The organism is Runella sp. MFBS21, from assembly GCF_029433105.1.
In the GTDB taxonomy this organism is placed as follows: domain Bacteria; phylum Bacteroidota; class Bacteroidia; order Cytophagales; family Spirosomataceae; genus Runella.
The window spans coordinates 78884-98240 of sequence record NZ_JARNTW010000007.1; the positions used below are offsets into that span (position 1 = coordinate 78884).

14 protein-coding genes are annotated in these 19357 nt (G+C 42.3%); 5 read left to right on the top strand and 9 right to left on the bottom strand.

Annotation, left to right across the window (positions count from 1 at the left end; all coding sequences use genetic code 11):
• Positions 1-10: 10 nt before the first annotated feature.
• The 4 genes from P1X15_RS15920 to P1X15_RS15935 form a co-directional block, all read right to left on the bottom strand.
• Complete coding sequence (locus P1X15_RS15920) at positions 11-3562, bottom strand: TonB-dependent receptor (RefSeq protein ID WP_277339120.1); 3552 nt, start codon at positions 3560-3562, stop codon at positions 11-13.
• 222 nt (positions 3563-3784) lie between these two features.
• Positions 3785-4882, bottom strand: coding sequence for a FecR family protein (locus P1X15_RS15925; RefSeq protein ID WP_277339121.1), 1098 nt, complete (start codon positions 4880-4882; stop codon positions 3785-3787).
• 220 nt (positions 4883-5102) lie between these two features.
• Positions 5103-5693, bottom strand: a complete 591-nt coding sequence (locus P1X15_RS15930) for an RNA polymerase sigma factor (RefSeq protein ID WP_277339122.1) — start codon at positions 5691-5693, stop codon at positions 5103-5105.
• A 93-nt stretch (positions 5694-5786) separates the two neighbouring features.
• Positions 5787-6935 (bottom strand): Gfo/Idh/MocA family protein, encoded by a 1149-nt coding sequence (locus tag P1X15_RS15935; RefSeq protein WP_028665762.1) that lies wholly within the window; start codon positions 6933-6935, stop codon positions 5787-5789.
• A gap of 305 nt (positions 6936-7240) precedes the next feature.
• Between P1X15_RS15935 and P1X15_RS15940 the strand changes: the two genes are divergently transcribed.
• Positions 7241-8452, top strand: a complete 1212-nt coding sequence (locus P1X15_RS15940; protein ID WP_277339123.1) for a sugar MFS transporter — start codon at positions 7241-7243, stop codon at positions 8450-8452.
• Positions 8453-8526: 74 nt separating this feature from the next.
• On the opposite strand, the gene P1X15_RS15945 is transcribed toward P1X15_RS15940, so the two are convergent.
• From P1X15_RS15945 to P1X15_RS15955, 3 genes are all read right to left on the bottom strand, one after another.
• Positions 8527-9237: a tetratricopeptide repeat protein gene (locus P1X15_RS15945; RefSeq protein WP_277339124.1), complete on the bottom strand. Its 711-nt coding sequence runs from the start codon at positions 9235-9237 to the stop codon at positions 8527-8529.
• A 70-nt stretch (positions 9238-9307) separates the two neighbouring features.
• Positions 9308-10006: an MIP/aquaporin family protein gene (locus P1X15_RS15950; RefSeq protein WP_277339125.1), complete on the bottom strand. Its 699-nt coding sequence runs from the start codon at positions 10004-10006 to the stop codon at positions 9308-9310.
• 132 nt (positions 10007-10138) lie between these two features.
• Entirely contained in the window at positions 10139-11131 is a 993-nt protein-coding gene (locus tag P1X15_RS15955) for a 2-hydroxyacid dehydrogenase (protein ID WP_277339126.1), read from the bottom strand.
• Between the two features lie 126 nt (positions 11132-11257).
• Between P1X15_RS15955 and lysM the strand changes: the two genes are divergently transcribed.
• Complete coding sequence (gene lysM, locus P1X15_RS15960; protein ID WP_277339127.1) at positions 11258-11719, top strand: peptidoglycan-binding protein LysM; 462 nt, start codon at positions 11258-11260, stop codon at positions 11717-11719.
• Between the two features lie 73 nt (positions 11720-11792).
• Here lysM and P1X15_RS15965 read toward each other — a convergent pair whose 3' ends face one another.
• A complete protein-coding gene (locus tag P1X15_RS15965; RefSeq protein ID WP_277339128.1) occupies positions 11793-12749 on the bottom strand; it encodes a GNAT family N-acetyltransferase in 957 nt (318 codons plus the stop codon).
• Between the two features lie 70 nt (positions 12750-12819).
• The gene (dnaA, locus tag P1X15_RS15970) at positions 12820-14247 is read right to left on the bottom strand and encodes a chromosomal replication initiator protein DnaA (protein ID WP_277339129.1); all 1428 of its coding nucleotides are present in this window, start codon (positions 14245-14247) and stop codon (positions 12820-12822) included.
• 354 nt (positions 14248-14601) lie between these two features.
• Between dnaA and P1X15_RS15975 the strand changes: the two genes are divergently transcribed.
• From P1X15_RS15975 to scpA, 3 genes are all read left to right on the top strand, one after another.
• Complete coding sequence (locus P1X15_RS15975) at positions 14602-15990, top strand: methylmalonyl-CoA mutase family protein (protein ID WP_277339130.1); 1389 nt, start codon at positions 14602-14604, stop codon at positions 15988-15990.
• 103 nt (positions 15991-16093) lie between these two features.
• Entirely contained in the window at positions 16094-17128 is a 1035-nt protein-coding gene (locus P1X15_RS15980) for an AI-2E family transporter (protein WP_277339131.1), read from the top strand.
• Between the two features lie 50 nt (positions 17129-17178).
• Positions 17179-19323, top strand: a complete 2145-nt coding sequence (scpA, locus tag P1X15_RS15985; protein WP_277339132.1) for a methylmalonyl-CoA mutase — start codon at positions 17179-17181, stop codon at positions 19321-19323.
• The last annotated feature ends 34 nt before the right edge of the window (positions 19324-19357 follow it).

A 19357-nucleotide genomic window follows, 5' to 3' on the forward strand; every position in this document is an offset into this window, starting at 1 on the left:
TGTTTAGTAGTTAGAATGTAACAGACAAGCCCCCCGTCACACTTTTCATCATGGGGTAGTTGTAAGCATCGCCAGAGTTGCCACCAGGATTGAATACTTGGTCAGAGGCCACGGCGCTTTCTACGTCAAAATCACGGGTACGTTTGTGAAGTGGCGATAGTGTCCAGATGTTTTCGGCAGAGATGAAAACCCGCGCAGCCGAAGCTCCAATTTTAGAAGCTACCTTACGTGGAATATTGTACCCAAGTTGGATGTTTTTTAGCCTCATATAAGCCACATTTTGAAGATAACGAGTCTGAGGAGCACTCAAAGTACCATTGGCATTACTTGCTATCCGTGACACATATCTTGGGAAATAAGCATCGGGATTGTCTTCGGTCCAAATATTTCCCAATTGGCTTTTGGGCACATCTCCATAAGGGCGGTTGTATTGTCCCCAAAATAAGCTTGCTTCTCTACTCGGATACCAATTTTGTTTGCCTACCCCTTGAAGGAAGGCCGAAAAGAAGAAATTGTTCCAATCCGCCCCAAGCATGATTCCGTAGGTATAGCGTGGAGTAGAGTTTCCGATAATAGAACGGTCACCTGGGTTTTCAAGGCGGTCGGTACCTGGGGTAATTTGGCCATCTCCATTGACATCTCTAAATTTAATATCTCCCGGAAACCATAGTCCATTGGATGCCGTACGGAATAAGTTTTGGCTGGCGCTATTTTTGACATCATCGGCAGATTTGAAAAAGCCTTCGGTAGTGTAGCCCCAAATCTCACCCAATCGCTGACCTTCATAATAGTCACTCAACAGTTTTTGAGGATTGTTGTATTTCGTAATGACGGCATTATAGTCGGCCAAAGTAAGTCGGATGTCAAAATTGAAGGGTTTAGAAGAAACGTTGAACTTATCTCTATACGAAAGCATGGTTTCCCAGCCTTTGGTTTCTAGGTCGGCATAATTTCCCTTAGGAGCAGTAGCTCCAAAAACCGCTGGTAAGGTAAGCCCGACCGTAAACATATCGGTTGTAGTACGGATATAGGCATCAGCCACAAAAGTCAAACGATTGGAGAGCATTGATAAGTCAATACCGATGTTTTTGGTGGTGGCAGTTTCCCAAGTAAGTCCTTCAGGCAATACCGTTGGGTTTCGGGTTTGTTGGGGACGTTGGCCATTGAGTACCATGGACGATTGCGAAATCGAAAACTGCTCTAAATAGGCATAAGAGCCAATATTTCCGTTTCCTAAAGAACCATAAGACGCTCTCAACTTCAGATCTGAAATGACTTGCTCAGGCACTCTCCAAAACGATTCTTTGGATAGACGCCACCCCACTGAGTAGGAAGGAAAGAAAGCAAAGCGCTGATTGGCAGGGAATTTAGACGAGCCGTCGTAACGACCGTTGAGCTCTAGCAAATAGCGGTCTTTAAAAGAATAGTTGAGCCGCGCAAAACCTCCTTGGATTTTCCAACGCTCCCAGCCCCCCGATGTAGTAATGGCTTGGCCGAGTGCAAGGTTAATATCGTTGGCATCTTCAAAAATAAGCCCATTTCGCTGCGCTGATAGCCTCTTATAGTTAGATTGCTCATAGTTATATCCTACCAATGCCTTTAAATAATGGTTTTCTTTGAAAGTATTTTCATACTCTGTGTAGAAGTTGGTAGTCATATAGGTAGTTTCACGATATACATCAGTGAGGGAGTTTGTAGTAGTTCCTACATATGCGATAGTGCCAGGCTTTACGCTATAGGGAACTGGTACGGATTTGGTTCGGTCGTTGTTGTCAGTATTTTGAATGGTAAAGTCTCCTTTCACTCGTAGTTTGTCATTAAAAAACTGTGCCGCAAATCCAGTTGTATTTCTGAAGACTTTTTTGTGGTTATCAATACCGTTTTTACCATAATAAAAATCACCGATGCTGTAGGCGGCCGAGAAAGTGATCGTACCATCTGGATTGAGTAGAGGTGATAGGGGGTGCCCTTCGTCGGCGATATTGCGCCATATACCCCCACCTTCTCCTACATTGAGGGGATTGTGATATTTCATGTCAGAATACTGCGACATATTGTTGATTTTCAACCAAGGATAAAGCTGAATAGAACCTTTGCCCGTAAAGTTAAACATCTGATAGTCGTCAGAGTTGTAGCGAAATAGCCCTTCTTGTCCAAAATACCGCCCCGTGATTAGGTAGCTTGCTTTATCAGTACTACCCGAAATGCTCAGATTGTGTTCGTTGGAGCTGTTGCGGTCTTTGTACAAAATACCATAATAGTCTGTGCTACCATAATAAACATACTCGCCAGTGACGGGGTCGATTTCGACTTCGGGCAAGCCGCCAATTTCTGACCGTCTTTTGAGTTCGTTGAGATAGGCTTGCGAAAATTTGAGTGTTTTGTTGGCGTTTTGAGGAAAAGTGCCTCCAAAATTGACAAAAGATTCGGCAAACATCGACGCCCATGTGTAGCCGTCAGTGACTAAATCGGGGCGTGCAATGGGGTTTTTGAGGGAGTAGTTGGTAGAGTAAGTAACGCTCGTTTTGCCAGCGGTCGGGTTTTTGGTCGTAATCAATACCACCCCAAATACCCCCCTTGCTCCGTAGATAGAAGCCGATGCCGCGTCTTTTAGAAGCGTCACGCTCGCAATATCGTTGGGATTGAGCAAACTAGGATCTCCTTCCACGTTGTCGATAAGAACAAGCGCGTTTCCACCTTGCCCAATGGACGTAGTCCCCCGAATGTTGAAGCTAGGTGCTTGATTGGGCTTACCGTCCCCCATTTTGATATTAAGGTTAGGCAATACCCCCTGAAGCCCTTGGTTGACGTTGGTCAGAGGGCGATTGTCAAATACATCGCTTGTGATCATATCTACCGCTCCTGTCAGATTGGCTTTTTTCTGAACACCGTACCCTACCACAACTACTTCGTTGAGGGTTTTGAGGTCAGATTTGAGAGATACATTAAAAATGGTCTGACTTCCCACCACAATCTCTTGGGCACTATAGCCTACGTAGCTAAAGATAAGCACTGCTTTTTCGTCGGGCACCGACAATGTAAACTCTCCGTTGGGATTGGTAGTCACGCCACGTTGCGTGCCTTTTACTACTACGCTTACACCAGGAAGGCCTTCTCCTTTTTCGTCCACAACTCGCCCTCTTATGTTTTGGTCAAAGACTTTGGTCGGAACCAGACTTCGTTTTTCAAGAGACTGTACCTCTGCCTTGGTGATGATGATATACTCTCCCGAAGCCTCATAACTTAAATTGAGCGGTTTGAGTAGTTTATCGAGTACCATAGCTAAGGGCTGATTGATAGCCGAAACCGTTACTTTTTCGTTTTTGGCCACGAGCTGTGGTAGGTAGGTAAATTTGACTTTAGCCGATTTTTCGACCATACCCAAAGCCACTTTGAGTGGTTTATTATCAATTTGTAGACTGATATTACGTAGAAGAGCTTCTTGGGCTAAACTCTCATGGGCTATGGCCAAGCTACTGAGCATGACACTTACGAGGAATTGTAAACAAGTGATTCGCATAACTAGAAGCAACAGTTTGCGCTTTTTTGTGAAACTTTCCATAAATTTGGATTGGTTTAAGTTCAATTTTTTGGACAAAAACTCCCACCAGCACCCGATTTTTCGGGTATTTGCCGCAAACAAATAAAGCAAGGGAGCTAAAAGGTCGGTAATGCTCGCAACATTACCGACTTCTTTTTAGAGATGAGGTAGTTATGGGGACATAGAAAACAGTTAAAGGTTGTTAGTTAGGTGTTAAAAGAGATAGATAAATAAGTATTAAGATTAGTGGCAGCCACGGCTATTGATAAAAACCTTCGTTTCCACAATTTCGTAGCGAGCGCCAATGGTTTTGCAAATAATATCCAACTTCACAAAAAGAGGCTCGTTGCCTAAAGGAGCCGTAACCGAACAATTTTTCATAACATCACTATCATAAATGATCTCTACGTTGTAAGCTTTTTTTAGGTTTGCAAAAACCTCCTTGATAGGTGTATTTTCAAAGTCAAAACTTGGAGTCTCGGTCGGTTGAGTAATGATGATAGGCTGCTCCACTAATGCCTTGTTGAATCTTTCATTTTGACGTTCAAAAGTTGCCTTTTGATTGGGAGTTAGGTATAAACTCTGCACTTGGTATTTCGCATTTTTTTGGGATTTTTTCAGCTCAGAAATCGGAAAAACCATAACCTTTCCCGTTTTGACTGCCACCACTACTTGTTCATCTTTTGAATATGCTTTGATATTGAAACTTGTCCCTAGCACCCGTGTTACGACCGTATTGGTATATACATAAAAAGGCTGATTGTCTTTTTTGACAACCTCAAAAAAGCCTTCTCCCGTAAGAGAAACTTCCCTTTTGTCGCCTAAAAACCGCTCAGGAAAGCTTATTTTACTGCCTTTTTTGAGTTTAACTGTACTTCCATCGGGCAGGGTAGCAGTATAGTCAGCGGGCGTATTGTTGGAGACTTCCACTTCTTGATTTTTAGGCAGGGCTTTTGAAGTCTTTATTTGAGTTTTCGTGGTCGAAATCTCTGAAGGGCGATATTTAACCCAAAAACCTCCAATTCCTCCTATCACGACAAGTACTGCCGCGATGCGTTGCCATTGATACAAAACCGAACGCCCCCAAAAAGGCTTTTTTTTGATCAAGTCCACCATATGTTCTACCTCCAGCGAAATCTCATCATCACTAATAGCAGTGGGTTGATTTTTGAGACCTAATAGCAAAACTCTTGCTTGAGCAAGCGTTTCAGACTTTTCAGGATGAGCTTCCTCCCAAAACTCCCAAAAAGCCGTGTGTTGGGGCGAAGTGCCCTCTACCCACCGCTGGAAAGAAGCATCCCTCACAAAATCTTCAACTTTAAATTTGCTATAATCAATCATAGAAAAAATAGTATTTATCTGTGGACATATAAGGTATATCCAGAAGTGATGTAGTAATACTCATCAAAGCACGAAAAAATTTTAGCACCCTAATTCTTCAAGTGGGTTATGAAATTATTAACCTTTGACACTTTAGAACCTATCGAATATAAAATGGTGCTTGAAGAAGACGAACAGCGCTTTTAGAAGAACATTAGGGGAGAAAAAGCACAACGGTTTGTTAGAAAAGGAGAAGCATCAACAACAAACCTGTAATTGAGAAAAATAGACGTGTTTTAAGAAGCCTTAGGCCATTACAAAGGAGATTGGCGACGGATTGGCGGTTGATATTCATAATCTCGGCAATCTCTTCATTGCTTAGATTATCATAAAATTTCAAGAAAAGTACTTCTTGTTGTCTTTTGGGTAGGTTTTTGACGTGAAGGTTAAGTTTACTAATGATGTTTTGAGTTGATTCTTGAGAAATAATCAATGTCTCTTCCGAATCCGTGATTTCGAGATAATCAAAATAGTCTTCCGAGGCTCTGAGTTGCTGTTTTTGGAGTTCTTTAAAAAGCCGATTTCGGACAATCTTAAGAAGATATACTTTCACATTTTCGTCAGTATCAATATGAGTTCTTTTTTGCCAAATCAGCAAAAATACATCCTGAATAACATCCTTGATAAGCTCACGGTCTCTAGTGAATTTGCGTCCATAATCAAAAAGTAAGCGATAATATTGAGTTGAAATTTTACCAAAGGCATCAGTATCACCCTCTTTGAGTCTTTCCCAAAGGTTGTGTTCTTCCTGATAAACTTTAGTGATTTTCATTTTTAGAAGAAAAAAATGGGTTATTGATACACTTCTCCTTTCCCTCAGTTAGGGGAGATAGAGTAGAAGTTTTCTACCCTACCTCTGATTTTCTTAGCTCTTAAACTTCACCCATTTTTGATTGGCTTTGCCAGAAGCAATGACTGTTTCGACAAACTGCATTCCTCGAATACCGTCGTCAATAGTAGGGAAATCCAAATCAAATTCATTGGGTTCTTCACCATTCATTCGCTTGCGAACAGTACGCGCAAAATTGCGATAGATATTAGCAAAAGCCTCCAAATATCCCTCAGGGTGACCAAATGGAATACGCGTATGCGCATTGGTCGAATCTGAAAGTTTACCTACAGAAGGTTGGTAAATTTGATATCCTTCGGTGCTTTTGTGGTGGAGGTATTGGGGAGTCTCTTGCTGCCAATGTAGGCTTCCTAGTTCTCCATATATTCTGATATTGAGGCCATTCCAGTCCCCGTTGGCAATTTGGCTGCAATGAAGAATGCCTTTGGCACCGTTGTCAAAATGAAGAAGTACGTTGGCATCGTCGTCCAGAACCCGGCCTTCTACGACCCTACTTACGTCAGCACAAAGTTCGGTGATTTTCAAACCTGTGATGTATTCGGCCAAGTTTTCGGCGTGCGTGCCTATGTCGCCCACTGCACCTGCGATACCCGAACGTTTGGGGTCGGTGCGCCATTCGGCTTGTTTGGCACCTTCGCGCTCAATCGGAAACGATAGCCAACCCTGCGGATACTCTACAATCACCTTACGAATCGTGCCAATCGCTCCACTTTGGATAAGGGCACGCGCTTCTTTGACCATGGCATAGCCCGTATAATTATGAGTAAGGGCAAAGGTAAGGCCCGTTTTAGCAATAATTTCTTTCAATTTTTTTGCCTCTGACAACGAAAACGTGACGGGCTTATCACAAATCACGTGAAAGCCATTTTCGAGGGCCATTTTAGCTGGCGCAAAGTGCATGTGGTTGGGTGTGACAATCGAGACTACATCCATGCGATCTTTGCGGCGTTTTTCTTTTTGAATCATTTCTTTGAAATCGCCGTAGCAACGTGCGGGGTCGAGCATGAGATCTTCGCCCGATGCTTTTGACTTTTCGGGCGTGGAGCTAAAAGCACCACATACTAAATCGATTTCGCCGTCGATAGCCGCAGCAATACGATGAACGCCCCCAATAAAGGCTCCACGACCTCCTCCGACCATCCCCATTCTGATTTTACGTGACATATTTAATGGATTTTTAGATGTTGGTTTTTAATACGTTAGCGGTATGTTTAAGTAATAAACTTATAGTAAAAGTAAGCTAATTGAAAGGACTTGAACTTTTGAGATATTAACTTAGCCACTTTTGTTTACTTGCTTTCATATCCTATCTTGGTTATTTTTTTATTTTCTTCAAAAGACGCTTCGGAGGTAAAAGTAAAAAAAGGCTTTTTTCTCACGAAATTGTGGGTAAAAAAAACATAGGTGTTACTTTGCAGACTGTAACAAGCATTATACTCTTTAATCTTAAACCAAACCTTTAAAAAATCATGATTAATAAAGACAGATTGTTTTATGGTAGTTGTTTCGCTTTGATTACTACTGCTTTTTCTTTTAGTATTAGGGCAGGTATCTTGGCTCAACTCGGAACAGAATTTAATTTAAACGCTGAGCAGCTTGGTTTTATCAACTCAATGTGGTTTTTAGGTTTTCCTTTGGCCATGATTGTGGGTGGTCTTGTGTATCACACTGTAGGGCCTAAAACCATCATGCAGATTGCATTTGTAGCACACGCGTTAGGAATTCTTCTTACAATCTACTCAGGTGGGTACACCGGATTATTGATTTCAACCTTTTTGATTGGATTAGGAAATGGCTGTACTGAAGCGGCCTGTAACCCGATGATTGCTGATACCTATTCGGGAGCCGATATGAGTAAAATGCTGAACCGCTTCCACATGTGGTTTCCTGGTGGGATTGTAGTAGGTAGTTTAATATCTGAATTTATGACCAAACAGCTCAATACGGGCTGGCAGCCTCAAATCTGGGTTATTCTTGTTCCTACGTTGATTTACGCTTATTTGTTTTGGGGACAAGCTTTCCCTAGACCCAAAGTGGAAGGGGCAGCTTCGTTGAGCGAAAACTTCAAAGCCATGCTTACGCCTTTGTACATCTTTATGTTTTTGTGCATGGCCCTTACGGCGATTTCGGAGTTTGGCCCTCAACAATGGACAGGTCTTATCATGAGTAAGTCAGGTGCAAGCCCTATGTTGATTCTCGCTTTGGTAACTGGACTTATGGCCGTAATTCGGTATTTTGCAGGACCCATTGTGGCCAAGTTTGACCAAACAGGGGTTTTGTTGGGCTCGGCAGTATTAGCCACTATTGGTATCTATCTATTTAGTACCCAAACTGGCACTATGGCTTATGTAGCAGCTATATTTTTTGCGATGGGTGTAGCTTTGTTCTGGCCAAACATGATTGGTTTTATCGCCGAGAAAGTGCCTCTTAGCGGCGCTTTAGGGATGTCAATTCTTGGAGGTGTAGGGATGTTTTCAACTTCTATTTTCCAGCCTATCATTGGTAAGTGGATTGATGATGCCCGTGCAGAGCAAACAGCCAAAGGCCTTACGGGCGATGCTATGGAGCTTGCCGCTGGACAGGCTACTTTGAGTACTATGGCGCTATTCCCTGGTGTTTTGATTGTGGCTTTTGGTATCCTTTATTTCTGGATGCGTAGCCGCAAAACTACTACTGCCTAAGCTTTAGAAATCATATAAGAAGAAGCCCTGCCGACTAGTCGGCAGGGCTTCTTGATGAGAGGGAAATCAAGGCCTTATTTACAATATTGCTCTAAAGAAGCTTTGGCCGCTGGATAGCCGAGGCGCTCGGCTTGCTTGAGACTCAAGCAACCTACTTCTTTTTGATTTTCCATGATTTGTGCCACGCCTAAGGCATGAAATGCTTTACCAAATTTTGCATCGGCTTTTACTGCTTTTTCAAAACTCACAATCGCGGTTTTGTATTCTTCTCTTTGAAACAATACATTACCGCGATTGTACCACCCCAAGGCATTGGTCGAGTCTAAGTTTACGGCTTGTTCAAAATCACGCAAAGCAGCGTCGGGCTGAGCCAATGCCGCTAAAAGTTGTCCTCGATTTACGTATATTTCGGCATTGTTGGGATCGAGACGAATCGCTTCGGCATAGTCTTTCAAAGCGCCGTTGCCGTCGTTTTGAGCCATTTTGAGCAATGCTCGATTGTAATAAGGTCGATAGTAATTAGGATTGATTTTAAGGGCTTGTTCGTAATCCAAAAGTGCATTGGTGTATTCTTTAAGCTCAAAATAAACCACGCCTCGCGCATTGAGAGCTTCTACATTTTTGGGGTCACTTTCTACGGCTTTGTTCAGAAAATCAAGGGCTTCCTTAAATTTTCCTTCTTTCATCAACAATTTTCCTTTTTCGAGCTGTGCCTCTGACGAAAAACTACAAGCTTGTATAATAAATAATAAGCTACTGATAATAAGCAATATAAAAGATTTCATGAATCGTATTTTTGGTTAAAAGCCCCAAAGATACGACCAAAAGCGTTGTTTTAGTACTAGCTTAAGAGGATTATAAAAGAAGAAATCCTGCCAAAATAGCCCCTGTAATAGGCCCTGCAACAGGTACCCAAGCGTATTCCCAATGTGAGCTTCCTTTACTAGCTATTGGCAAAATAGCATGGGCAATACGAGGCCCTAAATCACGAGCAGGATTGATAGCATAGCCTGTAGTACCACCCAATGATAAGCCAATCGCCCATACCAAGATACCCACCGCAAAAGGCCCCAATCCTGTAGTGACGGCCCCGATGCCTTTGATACCCACCAAAAGTACGATAGTGCCTATCACTTCACTAAAGAAATTGGAACCTCCTGAGGCAATGGCTGGATCGGTCGCAAAGGTTGCTAATTTGGCTCCTTTGTCTTCGGTTTTGGCATAATGAGGCAAATGATACAACCATACCAAAGTAGCCCCTAAAAAAGCGCCAATCATTTGGGCACTTACATAATTGATGACTTTGCTGTATTCGTTTTTGGCAATGGCTAGCCCAATCGTAACAGCAGGATTGAGATGAGCATCATAGCCACCAAATGCTTTGGAGACAAAGATGGCAATAGTAACGGCAAAAGCCCAACCTGCCGTAATGACAATCCAGCCACCGTTGTGGCCTTTCGTATCTTTGAGTACTACATTGGCGACGACACCATTGCCCAATAAAATCAACACAAGGGTGCCAAGAAGCTCGCCCATAAAAGGAGAAGAATGCATTTTTTAGGAATAAGGTTAGAAAGTTTAGCGTAATTAATACTTTATCCCGTAAAGATGCAACTTTACTACTTTTACTCCACTGCTTCTTGATACTAGCTTTGTGCTCTCCTAAAATTTATTTGTTGTCTACAATCAGCCACCCACCAAAGTGGTAGCCGGATTGAGATTTCCGGATTCAAAATCACTGAGGTTTTGTAATGTGACTTTGGCGATTTCACTTAGTGCTTCTTCCGTAAAAAAGCCTTGATGAGCCGTAATCAATACATTGGGAAAAGACATTAGCCGTAAGAGCATATCATCTTGGATGACATACTCAGACAAATCCTTAAAGAAAAGATCGGCTTCTTGCTCGTAGACATCAATTCCCAAATAGCCTAGTTGTCCTGTTTTTAGGGCATTGATTACGGCTTTGGTATTGACGAGCCCTCCTCGACTCGTGTTGATGAGCATGGCATTGTGCTTCATAAGTCTCAAGGTATCGGTGCTGATAAGGTGTTGAGTTTCAGGAGTAAGTGGGCAGTGAAGTGATATGATATGGCAAGAACTGAGAAGTTCGTTTTGGGATACATAAGACACCCCCAATGCTTCTAAGTCAGCAGAAGGGTACAAATCATGGGCCAAAACTTTACAGCCAAAACCTAACATGATTCGGGCAAAAGCATTACCGATTTTTCCAGTACCTATCACCCCGATTGTTTTTCCATAGATATCAAATCCCGTGAGGCGTTCGAGGGAGAAGTTCCCTTCTCTTACTCGGTTATAGGCTTTGTGAGTTTTACGGTTGAGGGTCATTATGAGTGCTACCGCATGCTCAGCTACGGCCTGAGGGGAATAAGCCGGTACTCTTACCACAGCGATACCTAGTTTTTGGGCGGTATCAAGTACTACATTGTTGAAACCTGCGCAGCGAAGAGCAATGATTTTAATGCCTAGTTCGTGAAGTTTGTAGATGATTTCGGAGGTGAGCTGGTCATTGACAAATACGCATACTGCGTCACTTCCTTTGGCCAAAAGAGCACTTTCGAGACTAAGATGCGTATCAAAAAAAATAATCTCGTGAGAGGTGTTAAATCGTTCAAAAAAATCTCGGTCGTAAGATTTTGTACTAAAAAATGAAACTTTCATGATAGAGTATCTGTGACTTAATGGTGAAATAGTAGTCTAAGGGTTTGCAAGCACTCAAAAAAAACTTAGATTTGGGTCTTGTCAAGTTAACTTTTTTTCAAAAATTAAACAAAATCTTTTTCAATCATGGGATTAATGTCATTTTTTAAAGGCGTAGGTGAAAAACTCTTTGGAAAAGAGGAACCAGCAGCAGCACCCGAAAAGGTAGCTGAATTAAAAGCGAGTGCGTTGCTTCAGCACGTAAAAACACTTGGATTGGCTTATAATAAGCTTATTGTCAAGGTGTCAGGGCAAACAGTCATTTTAGAGGGTGAAGTAGCTACCCAAGAAGATGCGGAAAAAATTGCTTTGGCAGTAGGAAATGTAGAAGGTGTAGAAGCGGTTGATAACAATTTGGTGGTAGCTACTCCTGCGCCAGAAGCGCAATACCACACAGTTGTAGAAGGCGATTGGCTTTCTAAAATTGCGGCAAAGTATTATGGCGATCCTCAGAAATACAACATTATTTTTGAAGCTAACCGCCCGATGTTGAGCCATCCTGACAAAATTTATCCCGGTCAAGTATTGCGTATCCCTCCGTTGTCATAGGCAGAACTAAACTTGGTATTCTTGCCAAGAATTGATATAAGAGTGAAATATGAAAAGCATAACTTTTTGTATTTCACTTTTTTGTTTTTAAGCGATATTGCTGAATTTGGCGTAGTGGAAAGGGCAGTTGATTGAGCCTAAGTGAATGGTATATTTCTGGGTAGGTTCCAAAACTTTTGTAAAAGGCCTCGATTGAAGGGATTTCTGGACTTTCAAAATCAAATACAATAGGGCGATTGGCGTATTGCTGAATAACATAATCAATAAGCCAGGTACGAGCATTCCCTTTTCGACCTAGGGGAGAGGCCGCATTAAACAAATAAATAATGCGATTTTCAGAAATGGTAAACAAGGCGCCTGCTTCTATTTGATTATTTTTGGTAGCATATAGCAGCCGCGCCGCATTTTTTTCTAATAAAACTGAAAATACGTTCTTCAATAATTCATAAGCAGATTCGGCTACACCTCCTTCAATGTTGGAAGCATGATTTTCTTTAAAAAGTGAAAGAAGAGGGACAATGTCTAGGCTTTCTTGCAATTGCCATTCGTTTTTTTGGGCACGTGCAAGATTGATACGTCGGTCGCGGGAATATCCTTTACGAATCAGCTCGTAAGGGGCATGGAGAGACAAAAGATAGTTGGAATGAGCACGGATATCGTAGCTACTTGGGCTTATAAAATTGGGTCCTAGACGCCCTGTATAAATAGAAATATACCCAAAATAAGCGGGAAGTTGCTGGAGAAATAGCGAGGTAAACTCTTCTGTAGAATGGTTGGGATGTGTAAAAATGCCCAATAGTTGACAAAAGAAAGGTTGTTGGATGACGCGTGTCATCCATTTGTGACGAATAGGAAGCGGCATAACCGCCTGCCAACTGTCATGGTGAGAAATGACCAAGGCACCCCATTGGGGGGATACTACGTCTAAGTACCAAGTATAGGCATATACAATACGCTGAGGGGAGGTATCAATGAAATGGTTCCATTGGGCCGCAGAGATTTCATGTCTTTGAAGGAATGAAATAGCCATTTTGGACAAAGCTAAAGTTACCGCAGAGTGCCACGCCACTCAATTACTTAATAATATAACACTGAAGCGATTAAGCAAAGTTGCTTCGTATCTTTTGAATAGCCTCTTTGACGGCGTCTTGTTGCTCCATCAAATCGCTGATCGTTTGTATGGCGTGAATGACCGTGCTATGGTCTCGTCCTCCAAAATGATAACCGATTGATTTTAAGGACAAATCCGTTAGTTCTTTCGCAAAAAACATGGCTACCTGACGAGGATATACCAATTCTTTTTTGCGACTTTTACTCTTCAAATCTGCAATCGTAATATCATAATAATCAGCCACTACTTCTTGAATGGTATCGATTGTTACTTCTTTTTCTTCGGCTGATACGATGTTTTTGAGTACATTTTTTGCCAATTCCAAATCAATATCACGGCGTACCAAAGATGCTTGTGCCATCAAAGATATAATGACACCTTCTAGTTCTCTAACGTTGGTATTGACACTGTGTGCTACGTATTCGATGACGCCTGCGTCAATATAAATCCCTTCGGCTTGGAGTTTGCGCTGAATGATCGCAATCCTAGTTTCGAGGTCGGGCTGTTGGAGGTCGGCCGTAAGTCCCCACTTAAATCTCGACAGCAAACGGTCTTGAAGCCCTTGCAACTCGCTCGGACGGCGGTCGGAGGTCATGATGATTTGCTTTCCAGACTGGTGAAGGTGATTGAATATGTGAAAAAAAGTATCTTGTGTTTTTTCTTTACCCGACAAAAACTGCACGTCATCCAAAATCAAAGCATCTACTTTTACATAAAAATCCGTGAAATCTTGTAGTGTATTGCTTTTGATGGCATTGATAAATTGATTAGTAAATTTTTCAGAGGAAACATATACCACAAATTTATCATGGTAATGCCCCTTGATATGATTGCCGATAGCTTGTACGAGGTGAGTCTTGCCAAGGCCTACTCCGCCATAAATCAGAAGGGGGTTGAAAGATGTGACACCGGGACGCTGGGCTACCGCCATCCCTGCCGACCGCGCCAATCGATTGCAGTCTCCTTCAATGTAATTATCAAAACTATAGTTGGAGTTGAGAAATAAATCCAACTCTGAGGTATCGGGGCCTTTGGGGGGGTGAGGGGTTTGCTTTTTGGGATCAGCAGCCGCTTTTTGGCGGGCTTCGGCGGCTTCGGGGGAATTGGTGGTAGGAACGTGCACCTTGATAGGAGGTTGGCGATCTCCACCTGTATCTATAATGATAGAGTATTCGAGCTGTCCATCACGCCCTATGGCATAATCCAACGCACGACGTAACACGTGAATGTAATTTTCTTCTAACCACTCATAGAAAAATTGGCTAGGAACCTGAATCGTCAAGGTTTTGCCGGCCAGTCTAAACGGAACAATCGGCTCAAACCATGTTTTAAAGCTTTGCTCCGAGACATTTGCCTTGATGACTTGAAGGCAATTTTCCCAAACGGAAGCTACATCATGTTGAAACTGATTATTCACGGGGTAACTTTTTTTTACTTGTTATTGCTACGATATGCCTTGAGAAATACATTGAATAGCTTGAAAATGTGGTATTTATAAAAGTATGAAATAAATTTTTATAAATAAAACCACACCTTTGAAACTAGCTCAAAGAATAAAGGGCTGCAAAAATAGGAAAAAGATAGTCATAAACAATGACTAAATGGTACTCATAATAACAAAATAGGGTAATAAAATGAATGTTGCAAAATTGAGATAGATTGCACTGTAAATATGGGATAATGAGTTGAAATCAGAAAATATATATTCTAATTTTACCTTTCTTTTTTCCAATTTAAAGTCATTTCTTTAAAAAGTATAAGATACCTATCCATGGATTTGCCACTATTTTCTGAATTTCCAGCTAGCAATAAAAATACTTGGAAACAGCAAGCTCTCAAAGACCTCAAAGGAAAAGATTTTGATGCTACACTTCTCTGGAAGGTGGATGATGGCATTGTAGTGGAGCCTTATTATACAGAGGAAGATACTGAAAATGAGATTTTTGGGCAAATACGTCAAGCTCAAACCAAATCCCCTGAATGGGCCAATCAACCTTTGGTGATGTTTGAGAACGAAAAAGAGACCAATGCGACTATCATCAATCATTTTGAGAAAGGTGCGCAGGCAATAACCTTGGATTTTGGGAATAAATCGATAGGAGACGTGCCGCTGAGTAGGCTGCTTCATGGAATCAAACTGAGTGAAAGACCCGTTTATTTCATCACTCATCACCAAGCTTTAGACCTTCTCAATGGCTTGGATGCAGTGATACCTTATCAAATGAAGGGAGGACTGTTGGAGGATGGGCTGGCACTATGGATGACAACGGGTCATTTGCCCAGTTCGCATTTTAGAGATTTGGCTGAGATAACAAAAAAACAACAAGAAGCACTTCATTTCAGAACCATCTGTGTAAGTAGTCATGCTTTTCATGATGCTGGGGCGCACATCGTACAGGAGTTGGCGTTTACTTTGGCTTCGGCTATTACATACGTTGATAAATTGACTGACGAGGGACTTCCTTTGGATTTGGTGATGGAGAAGTTGATTTTTTCAGTATCGATAGGAACTAATTATTTTATGGAAATTGCCAAACTCCGTGCATTGAGGTATTTGTGGAGGCGCATTCAGGAGGCGTGGGGTACATTGGGGACGTTTACTATTGAGCCGTGTTATATTCACGCCCAAACATCCTATTTTTATGATGCTACCATTACCTCTAACACCAATATGCTAAGGGCCACCACTGAGGCCATGAGTGCGGTGATTGGTGGGTGCAACGCGCTCACCGTAAGGCCTTATGATGAGGTGTTTAGAAAACCAGATGAGTTTTCGGATAGGATTGCCCGTAATATTTCTGTATTGTTGAGTGAAGAGAGCTATTTAGACAAAGTTATTGACCCCGCCGCAGGAAGTTATTTTCTAGAGAATCTTACTTTGTCAGTGTCGGAGGCCGCTTGGGAGTTGTTGTTAGAAATTGAAAATAAAGGGGGGCTGATGGCTGCATTTGAACAAAATTTTATTCAAAATCAAATCGATGCTGCTTTTCAAAAGAAATTAAAAGATTTGGAAGAAGGTAAGCGTACAATGGTAGGAGTCAACAAATTTAGATTTGACGAAACGCCTTTGGCATTTGAAAATCATTCCCCAAATGTACAACCTACTACTTATTTTAAGTTGTTAGAACGTAAACGTATTTCCAAGATTTTTGAAAAATAAAATAGACTATTTTGGTGATATCATTTGAGCTAAACTGAAAAGAAATAATGCAGGTGATTGATAATTAAATATTTATATATTTTAAATTGACTAATTTATTATTATGCCCACATCCGAACGCGTTAATCGATATTTACAAATAGTAGTAATTGTAGCTTTGCTAATGTATTTTACAAAAGTAATCACCATTCCTATGACCTTTGGATTGTTGGTGGCGATTGTGTTGTATCCTTTATGTAAATGGCTCGAAAATCGTCGTTGGCCACGCAGTTGGGCGATTGCAGCTTGTTTGTCGGTGGTGTTGGTTATAAGCTTGGGGTTGTTAGGAATTATGATATGGCAAGTGGCAGAGCTACGAAAAGAACTGCCTCGCCTGACTACTAAGAGCGATTTGGTATTGGTTCAGTTGCAAGACTGGCTAACTGTGAAGTTTGGTATCACCCTTGATATGCAAATCAGTTGGTTACGTCAAACGGCCAATAACCTGAGCAGTAAACTTGGAACGGTATTGGTCGGAACCGTAAATGCTACGGCAAGTTTGTTGTTCAATCTGGTGATTATTCCCCTGTTTGCCGCTTTATTTTTACATTATAGAGGTTTGCTAATGCGGGGTGTGTATGAATTTTTTGGTACAAAATACCAAGAAAGAGTCAAAACTGTAGCTACTCAGACGGTTGATACTTATTACAATTATATCAAAGGGCTGCTGTTGGTATATTTGATTGTGGGGATTTTGAATACCCTAGGGTTGGCCATAGTAGGTATTAAACAAGCGATTTTATTTGGTTTTATTGCGTCTATTCTGACTATTATTCCTTACATCGGCATTGCGATTGGTGCCCTTTTGCCGATTTCGATTGCTTGGATGATGCACGATTCTATTTGGTATCCTTTGAGTGTAGTGGCAGTGTTTGGTGTGGTACAATATTTGGAAGCCAATGTGATTTTTCCGTGGGTAGTAGGCGTGCAACTCAAAGTCAATACCTTAGCATCAGTAATAGCGTTGTTTTTAGGAGGGGTGATTTGGGGCGTTTCGGGAATGGTATTGTTTTTACCTTTTGTGGCTATTATCAAAGTCATTGCTGATAACGTGGAAGAATGGCAGCCTCTGGCGACCTTTTTAGGGCCTGAGAAATAAGCGTTAGTTTTTGCGGAAATAGTAGATTGGCAACAATCAAGTATATAATTATGAAACCCAATTTCACCAACCTACCACAGGCTACAGAGCATCAAGAAGGCCCAATAGTGTCCACTATTAAACCTTTCATAACGGCAGAAGGTATCAAACTGAAGCCTCGTTTTACAAAAATAGATATTCAAAATGCAGAGCATCTTGGTTTTGCGGCGGGCATACCACCGTTTTTAAGAGGCCCTTATAGTACGATGTATGTGCAGCAGCCTTGGACGATTCGACAGTATGCGGGTTTTTCGACTGCCGAAGAATCCAATGCCTTTTATCGCCGCAACTTGGCTGCGGGTCAAAAGGGACTTTCGGTGGCATTTGACTTAGCTACTCACCGAGGTTATGATTCTGATCATCCACGGGTGGTAGGCGATGTGGGCAAAGCAGGAGTTGCAATCGACAGCGTGGAAGATATGAATGTGCTGTTTGACCAAATTCCTCTTGACCAGATGTCGGTATCAATGACCATGAATGGAGCCGTGATTCCAATTATGGCATTCTATATCGTGGCGGCAGAAGAACAAGGAGTGAAGCCCGAACAATTGGCAGGGACCATCCAAAACGATATTTTGAAAGAATTTATGGTACGCAATACCTACATCTATCCTCCTACGCCTAGTATGCGTATTATCGGGGATATTTTTGCGTACACGAGTCGTTTTATGCCAAAGTTCAATAGTATCAGCATTAGTGGGTATCATATGCATGAAGCGGGGGCGCCGGCACACTTAGAGCTTGCCTATACCTTGGCCGATGGCTTGGAATACCTGCGAACGGGCATCGCCGCTGGAATGGACATTGATGGTTTTGCGCCTCGTCTTTCCTTTTTTTGGGGAATTGGGATGAATCATTTTATGGAAATTGCCAAAATGCGCGCAGGGCGTTTGCTTTGGGCCAAAATTGTGAATCAGTTTAAACCCCAAAACGCCAAATCGCTCGCTCTCCGTACGCATTGCCAAACCTCGGGCTGGTCATTGACGGAGCAAGACCCTTTCAACAACGTAGCTCGTACTACCATAGAAGCAATGGCGGCTGTATTGGGGCACACCCAAAGTTTGCACACCAACTCATTAGATGAAGCGATTGCGCTACCTACCGATTTTTCGGCGCGGATTGCTCGAAACACCCAATTATATCTTCAACATGAGACGGACGTTTGTCGGATCGTCGACCCGTGGGGAGGGAGCTATTATGTAGAATATCTTACCAAAGAATTGGCGGAAAAAGCATGGACCTTGATTGAAGAAGTGGAAGTAATGGGCGGCATGACCAAAGCAATCGAAGCAGGTTTGCCCAAAATGCGTATCGAGGAGGCTGCTGCTCGTAAGCAAGCAAGGATTGATAGCGGTAAAGATACGATAGTAGGTGTTAACAAATTTCGCCCCGATTCCGAAAAGTCTTTAGAACTGCTAGAAGTGGATAATAAAGCGGTGAGGGAAGCACAAATCGCAAGACTTCAGCAGATAAAGACCGACAGGAATCCCCAAAAAGTGAAGCAAGCCCTTGAGGCACTGACGGAGGCGTGTACTCAGTCGGGTGGAATGGATTACAATACCAATCTGCTTGCATGCGCGGTAGAGGCCGCTCGCGTAAGAGCTACATTAGGGGAAATTTCGGATGCAATGGAAAAAGTTTTTGGAAGATATAAAGCCGTGATACGTTCAATTTCAGGAGTTTATAGTGCGGAAGTTTCGGACGACGAAAACTTCCGAATCGCCCGCCAAATGGCCGATCGTTTTGCCGCATTAGAAGGACGTCGTCCTCGTATTATGGTGGCCAAAATGGGGCAAGATGGCCACGATCGTGGCGCTAAGGTGATTGCCACAAGTTTTGCAGATTTGGGTTTTGATGTGGATATGGGGCCGCTGTTTCAAACTCCCGAAGAAACAGCCCGGCAAGCGGCCGAAAATGACGTACATATTGTAGGGGCATCGAGCCTTGCCGCAGGGCATAAGACCTTGGTACCTCAGCTCATCGAAGAACTCAAAAAACTAGGCCGCGAAGATATTATGGTGATTGCGGGAGGGGTGATTCCGTCCCAAGATTATGACTTTTTGTACCAAGCAGGGGTAAAAGGGGTGTTTGGGCCGGGTACGGTGATTTCGATTGCGGCGCAGAAGATTTTGAAGGAATTGATGGGGGAGAAGTAGAAGTTTGTGTATCCATTTGCAGTATGCACAAAAA